Annotated in this window: 5 protein-coding genes; 2 read left to right on the forward strand and 3 right to left on the reverse strand. The window is 67.3% G+C overall.

Annotated features, from left to right (window positions below; all coding sequences use genetic code 11):
• Together U9977_RS06165 and U9977_RS06170 are read left to right on the forward strand one after the other, a co-directional pair.
• On the forward strand, window positions 1-1694 hold a 1694-nt coding region (locus U9977_RS06165), incomplete at its 5' end, for a 3-hydroxyacyl-CoA dehydrogenase NAD-binding domain-containing protein (RefSeq protein ID WP_322748203.1).
• A gap of 427 nt (window positions 1695-2121) precedes the next feature.
• Complete coding sequence (locus U9977_RS06170) at window positions 2122-2721, forward strand: TetR/AcrR family transcriptional regulator (RefSeq protein ID WP_322748204.1); 600 nt, start codon at window positions 2122-2124, stop codon at window positions 2719-2721.
• Window positions 2722-2727: 6 nt separating this feature from the next.
• Here the strand turns inward: U9977_RS06170 and U9977_RS06175 are convergent, their stop codons facing one another.
• From U9977_RS06175 to U9977_RS06185, 3 genes are read right to left on the reverse strand one after another with little or no spacing between them, the layout of a single operon-like run.
• Entirely contained in the window at window positions 2728-3987 is a 1260-nt protein-coding gene (locus tag U9977_RS06175) for a polysaccharide pyruvyl transferase family protein (protein WP_322748205.1), read from the reverse strand.
• Window positions 3947-5155: a glycosyltransferase gene (locus tag U9977_RS06180; protein ID WP_322748206.1), complete on the reverse strand. Its 1209-nt coding sequence runs from the start codon at window positions 5153-5155 to the stop codon at window positions 3947-3949. Before U9977_RS06180 ends, U9977_RS06175 begins: the two co-directional genes overlap by 41 nt.
• Window positions 5142-5924 (reverse strand): glycosyltransferase, encoded by a 783-nt coding sequence (locus tag U9977_RS06185; protein WP_322748207.1) that lies wholly within the window; start codon window positions 5922-5924, stop codon window positions 5142-5144. Before U9977_RS06185 ends, U9977_RS06180 begins: the two co-directional genes overlap by 14 nt.
• Window positions 5925-6785: the final 861 nt, after the last annotated feature.

Genomic DNA, 6785 nt, shown 5'->3' on the forward strand with positions numbered 1-6785 from the left:
ACCGGGCGGTCTCCGGCGCGGTCGCGGCGTTGGCCCTGCCCGAGGTCTTCCTCGGTGTGGTCCCGGGGTGGGGCGGAACCCAGCTGCTCCCGAACCTGGTCGGCGCGGACAGGGCGGTCACCATCGCCATCGAGAACCCGCTGAGCCAGAACAGGATGCTCAACGCCGCTGCGGCGGTCGAGCTCGGCCTCGCCGACGTGCTCCTGGAACCGGCGGACTTCCTGGAAGAGGCCCTGCGCTGGGCGGGTCAGGTCATCCGCGGTGAGATCGACCCGGCCGCCGCGCGGACGCCGGTACGGCGCGGGCAGGCCTGGGCCGACGCGGTCGCCCGTGGCCGGGGGTTGGCCGACGCCAAGCTGCACGGCGCCGCACCCGCGGCCTATCGCGCGTTGGACCTGATCGAGCTCGCCGAGACCGCCGATCTCGACTCCGGCCTTGCCGCCGAGGCCGACGCGCTCGCAGACGTCGCCGTCACCGAGGAGCTGGCTGCCAGCCTTTACGCCTTCGACCTGGTACAGAAACGGGCGAGGCGTCCAGTCGGTGGGCCGGACGCTTCGCTGGCCCGCCCGGTCACCAAGGTCGGTGTGGTGGGCGCAGGCCTGATGGCGAGCCAGCTCGCGCTGCTGTTCGCCCGGCGCCTGGAGGTCCCGGTCGTGCTGACCGACGTCGACCAGGCCCGCCTTGACGCCGGTGTGGCCGCCGTCCACACCGAGATCGACAACCTGTCGGCCAGGGGAAGACTCTCCCCGGACGCTGCGTCGCGGCTGAAGGCGAGCGTGACCGGCTCGCTGGGCCTCACCGCGTTCACCGACGCAGACCTCGTCATCGAGGCCGTGTTCGAGGATCCCGCAGTCAAACGGCAGGTCCTGACCGACCTGGAGGCGGTACTCAGCCCCACGGCCCTGCTGCTGACCAACACCTCCGCCCTGTCGGTCAGCGAGATGGCGTCGGGGCTGGCGCATCCGCAGCGGGTCGCCGGGTTGCACTTCTTCAATCCGGTCGCCGTCCTGCCGCTGGTCGAGGTGGTCCGGGGCAGGCACACCGATGACGCGGCCATCGCCACCACCCTCGCGGTCGCGAAGAAGATCAAAAAAAATGCGGTGCTCACCACCGACACGCCTGCGTTCGCACTCAACCGCCTGCTCATTCGGTTCATGGGCGAGGTGCTCGGCGCGATCGAGGACGGTACTCCCCCAGCCGAGGCCGACCAGGCGCTGGAACCCCTCGGCCTGCCGATGTCCCCGCTGGCACTGCTCGGGTTGGTGGGCCCGGCGGTTGTCCTCCACGTCGCCGAGACCCTCCACGCCGCCTATCCTGACCGCTTCGGCAAACCCGAAGGCCTTGCCCGGCTTGTCGCCGCCGGCCGGACCGGGGTCTACGCGGAGCACGGGGATCCGCATGAGATCGACCAGCAGGCCGCCGAACTCCTGCGGGTCCATGCCGACGGTGACGCCCCGGTGCCGACCGGTGAGCAGGTGCGGGAGGCGGCGCTGGCCGCGCTCGCCGAGGAGATCCGGATCATCCTCGACGACGGCGTGGTCGCCGAGGCGGCCGATGTGGACCTGTGCCTGATCCTCGGTGCCGGCTGGCCGTTCCACCTCGGCGGCATCACGCCGTATCTGGATCGCACCGGCGTCAGCGAGAAGATCACCGGCCGCCGTTTCAGCCCGCCGGGTGTAGCAAGCATTTCCTAGTTTCTGGGCTTCTGGGCGTGCGAGCAGAACCACGATCGCACGCCCTTTGTTCAACTAAGAGCGCCCGGGCGCGCGAAACAACAATGTGGTGATGACCGCGCCCGGTAGGTCTGCGCATTCAGCACCGACATAGGTTATTTCGGGCGGTACCGGACACCCGGGTCCATAAAATGTGAGCGCACCGACCGATCAGCGGGGTGGCGGTCGGACCGGTGGCGGCGACCGTCCGGGTCCCTCGAGGGCGTTTGACTGATCGCAATTCGACGGGCGACGTTCACTTCCCGGACACCGTCGTTTTATCCGGCGATCATATTTTCCGGACCATCCTCTCCTATCCTCCAGCACAGACAGAACGGTTAGGTCCGGTACAGACCGAAAGGCCGCCGTTAACGGGGGAAAACGGAGGCGACGGGTGCCACGTCAGCTCATGCGACATAGACTCATCGAAGCGGCGACCCAGGTTATTCGCACCCGCGGGCTGGCGGTTGCGACATCCAAGGAGATTGCGCGCGAAGCCAACGTGGCCGTGGGCAGCATATACAATCATTTTGTCGACAAAACGGACCTCATCACCGCGGTGATGCTCGAAGGCCTGCCAACCCTCGACGACGCGCTGGACCAGCTTCGGCTCCGCGTCGGGCGCGGGACGGTACAGGGCAACCTCGAGGAGCTGTCACAGGCTGCAATCATGTTCTTCGCGCAGTACCTGCCGCTGGCCGGGGGGCTGTTCACCGACGCCGAACTGCACGCGGCGGTCCGAACGAAGCTCATCACCGACCGTCGCGATCTGTCCACGGTTCACGATGGCGTGGCGTACTATCTCGCTCAGGAGCAGCAGATCAGCCGGATCAACCGGAACGTCGACCCCACTGTCGCCGCTGCGGTTCTGCTGGGCGCATGCAGCCAGTATGCGCTGCTCACCCACATGTCCCGGCCAGACGCCCTGCCCGAAGCGGTCCGGTACGCCACGCTCACGGTGTTCATGATTCTCCCCGCGCTCGAACCGGATATCGCGGGAACCTGCTGACACAGGTTACGGGGAACCCGAGGGTGGGGTTGCCGGAACGTGCCCGGTGAGCTGCCGGTCCGTACCTGCGGGCGGACCAGCTGACGGCGCGGGCTCCGGTGGATGTGCCGTCCACCACGCGGGCTCCAGCCGAAGTCCGGTGAGGGTGTCCGTCTCGTCCCAACGCTCGTGGTCGATCAGGAGTCGCAGCAGTCGGAAGCCCTCCTCAGCCTGGGCGGTCTCCGCCTGCACGCTTGCCGGCGGCGTGCCGGCTCCAGCCCGGGCATGGCGCATCGCGGCCGCCAGCTCACCGGTGGACGCGTCCGTCCGGACGGCGGACTGACCGAGCCGACGCGCGAGGCCGGCGAGCTTGGCCTCGTGTGCGACCGCGACCACCGGGGTCCCCGCGGCGGCACCGGCGACGAGCGCGTGGAAGCGCATCGCGACGAGCAACCTGGCCGAGGCGGCGCTCGCCCGCGCCTCGGTCAGGTCCGCCGGCGGTGGCAGGACAATGCTGCCGTCAAGGCGAGTCTGCAGATATGCCGCTACCGCATGGTCGTCCGTTCCCGTGGTACCGACACCGACCTGCCACGGCTGGAGAAGTACCTGTAGCCCGTCGGCGGCCTGCTCGGTGAGGGCATCCGCGAGCCGGTCGAGCAACGACCACAGCTCCCGTCCGCTCGCCGCTAAATGACTGAGCGCAACCAGAATCGTGTCGTCACGGCCACTGTGCCGGCTCCCGGTACTGTGCCGACCCCCGGTATGCAGGGGTGGGTTCAGCAACGTCCACGCGGGGTCGGAGCCGACCCGAAACGGTGTCGGTGCCCCGCAGTTACCCAGCAGGTGAGCGGACTCCTCGTCGCGGAGAACGAGAAGGTCGATCCGGCGGACCAGCTCGCGGGCAAGCCGTCGCGAGACGGGATCAGGCAGCAGACCGGCACCGACACCGACCGCGGCCACCCGACGTCCCAGCGTTCGCGCCGAGCTGACAAGCGCGAGCGAGCGCATCAACAGCGAACGCTGCGAACGGCCCGCGCTCGGGTGCAGCGTCTTGAAAATCGTTCCGCCACCGAGGACGAGCACGTCCGCACCCACAAGTGCCTGGCCGACCGCCCACAGGTCGCCACTGTCGACGGCGTCACATCCATAGGTATGTTCGGTCCATCCTGGACGGGCTGTAGTGACCACGATGTCACAGTCCGACAGCGCCCGCAGGAACGCCTGCAGCAGCGCTTCGTCGCCCGGATTACGCTGTCCGAACGCGCCGGCCAACAGCACCCTTGCCACCGGTCACCTCCTCGTAGAGATCGAGATGACGACTGGCCACGGTGGGCCAGGACCTACCGTCGGCGAGGAAAGCGTTCGCCGTGCGGATCCGGTCGAGTTGCGCCTGGTCCCGCGCGAGTTCCCGCAACCGGTCAGCAAGCGCCGCGGGCGTTCCCGGTATGGTCATCAGCGGCGGGGCGCCGACGCAGTCGGCCAGCGCATGTGAGAGCAGTACCGGGGTTCGGTAACCGAACGCCAGAGCCAGGACGCCGCTGCTCGCGTGGGGTTTCGGATACGGCAGCAACGCGAGGTCGGCGGCTGCGAACCACTTGCCAACCTGCTCTTCCGGGACGTACCCGACGAACCGGACCGTCCCTGCGAACCGTTCGCGAAGCCCGTCCGCGTAGTTACCCGTTCCGGTCATCCGCGGATGGTCACCCCCGGCAACCACAAGCTGGACGGTGTCACCGGCCAACGCGGCAGCCTCGCAGGCAAGCTCGAGGCCCTTGTAGGGCGCGACAAAGCCGAAGCACAAAACGGTCAGCCGACCGTCCAGGCCAAGCGCGAGCCGGCTGTCCCGGCGATCCGGGGTGAGAAGTTCCTCGATCCCATGTGGGATGAGTACGGCGGACGGTACGACATCGGTGAACGCACGTTCGTGGACAACGACCGCGTCGGCGAGCCGGCTGACCGCATGCTGCAGGCCGGCAAGCCCGCCGCGCGCCACTGGGGCCGGTACCGTTACCCGGTGCATCCGCGTGTACTCCGGTGTGACGTCCTGAGGTGAGACCACCTGGTGCATGGTGACGACAACCGCAGGTCGGCCACGCCGCCGGGCAGACAGCGCCGTCACCAGGGACGGCAGCGCCGCCGCCCCACCGTAGAGGAACAGCTCGTGCTGCAGATGGATGATCGGAGCTCCGGTCTCACGCGCGGCCCGCCAGGCTGCCAGCAGCGACCACGGTCGGTCACCGAACGACCGATGGATGGTGAGCACCGGGCCGTCACCGGAGACCGCCGCATCCGCCTCCACCATCTTGATCTTAGGAGCAACCACCGCGACCGTCGCGCCCGCGTCAACCAGCGACGTCGCCAGATTCGCGGCATAGGACGCGACACCGCTCGACCCTGCGTGCTTCGCGCCCCGCGGGGGATAGGGCGCCACCAGTGCTACATCAGGCCGCGACATCGACCACTCGCTGACCTGTCATGAGCGGTGCCGGCGCGACCCCTGGTGCGGCGGGGACGGGCGCCGGGACCGGCATCATCCGATGACGCAGCCACAATCGCAGTAGCGAGCGAATCATGCGGCGGCTGTCCGCGAACAGATTCAGCCGCGAACCCTTCTGGTCGATCCAGACGGTGGGCACCTCGGCCACCTCACATCCCAAGGCGCGGGCCACGACCAGAAGGTCGACGTCGAAGAGGAAATCGCGGGCGGACAGATGTGGAGCGACCTGGTCCAGGACGTCTCGCCGAAACACCTTGGCGCCACACTGGGTGTCGAAGTAGGGCAACCGGAACATCATGCGAACCAACGTCGCAAAACCGAAACTGGCCGTACGTCGTCCCAATGGACGGGCTACGGGCAGGAGCGACGCTGGATGCCAGCGACTGGCCACGGCGGCACCGACGTCCTGGGCGACCGCCGCGAGTCTCAACAACTCCCCCGGCGGAGTGGCGCGATCAGCGTCGACAAAAGCAACGAGTTCCGCGTCGGTCCGCCGGAGCGTCTCAATTATCACGCCACCCTTGCCGAGCTTCGGGTAACGATACATGTGCAGTCTGCCATCGGCGAGCTGGCGGCTACGAACGATCGCCGCGGTTTCGTCGGTGCAATAATCCAGCGCCACGAGGAAGCGAATGCCCGGCGCGTCGAGCGCACGCAGGTAGCTGTCCAGCGTACGACCGATCCGATGCTCCTCGTTGTGTGCGGGAATAATGATGTCGAGACGCATTGCACTCCCTAACCAGGAGAGTCGACAAGGGCGGGAAACACATTCACCGACAGGTCACCAGATCTATTTCGAAAATTCGGCGACGCATGCCGGCATACGGCATGATGGCCAGCCGCTGCCGGCCGCAGTGTGATCCGTTCCGCCCGGCCCCTCCCCATGGGTCACAGCGTCGAAAATACTCATTGTAAGAAATCAAAGTCAGGCTCTACCCGGCCAGTTTCCTGGCCGTAACTGCCAGGAGACGTCAAAGTTGCGGTTACATGGCCGTTTGCTCCAGGCCCGGTGTCCATACATGGAACTCCAGGTAGAGCCGGGAGAAACGCTACGATGCGTCACCGTGGATGAACGTGCGTTCAGCCTCCGGTTCGGATTCCGGCCCCGACCCGCCTCGACGAACCTACACAACCCGTCACCATCCGACACCCGTAAAAGCCCAACAAAAACAGGACCAACCGAACGCCGCTATTGTGCGGTCCGCTGGCTGCCGCGGCGATATTGGCCAACCGCACGGACCGGCGCCGACGACGGATCGCGGCGAAGCGCGCCCCGGCAACGCCGGCACCGAATGTCTCCACGCTGGGCGGCCCGCCCGCACCCCACCGCGCACGGCACCGACTCATACGGCTCTAGATCGAGCTGGCCTACATAATCCCCGACCAGTTGACGGCACCGGCAATGCACTACATCACAACAGAGGAGCAACTCCCCGCGACGATGAAGGCGCCATTCATGACCGCACTCCCCACAGGGCCTCACCTGTTGACCCGTGTTCATTGTCCGCCCCCCGATTCAGGCCAGCCGCGTACTCACCGCTGGCAGTTTCCTCGTCCGGAAACCTGTGATTTAGAGCGACCGGCAACA

Origin of the sequence: Protofrankia sp. Cas8, from assembly GCF_963555845.1 — a bacterium.
Classification (GTDB): domain Bacteria; phylum Actinomycetota; class Actinomycetes; order Frankiales; family Frankiaceae; genus Protofrankia.

Bases quoted from the DNA above. Each gene is read 5' to 3' on its own strand.
- U9977_RS06180 (WP_322748206.1), bottom strand. From the start codon at position 5,155: ATGTCGCGGCCTGATGTAGCACTGGTGGCGCCCTATCCCCCGCGGGGC.
- U9977_RS06185 (WP_322748207.1), bottom strand. From the start codon at position 5,924: ATGCGTCTCGACATCATTATTCCCGCACACAACGAGGAGCATCGGATC.
- U9977_RS06170 (WP_322748204.1), top strand. From the start codon at position 2,122: ATGCGACATAGACTCATCGAAGCGGCGACCCAGGTTATTCGCACCCGC.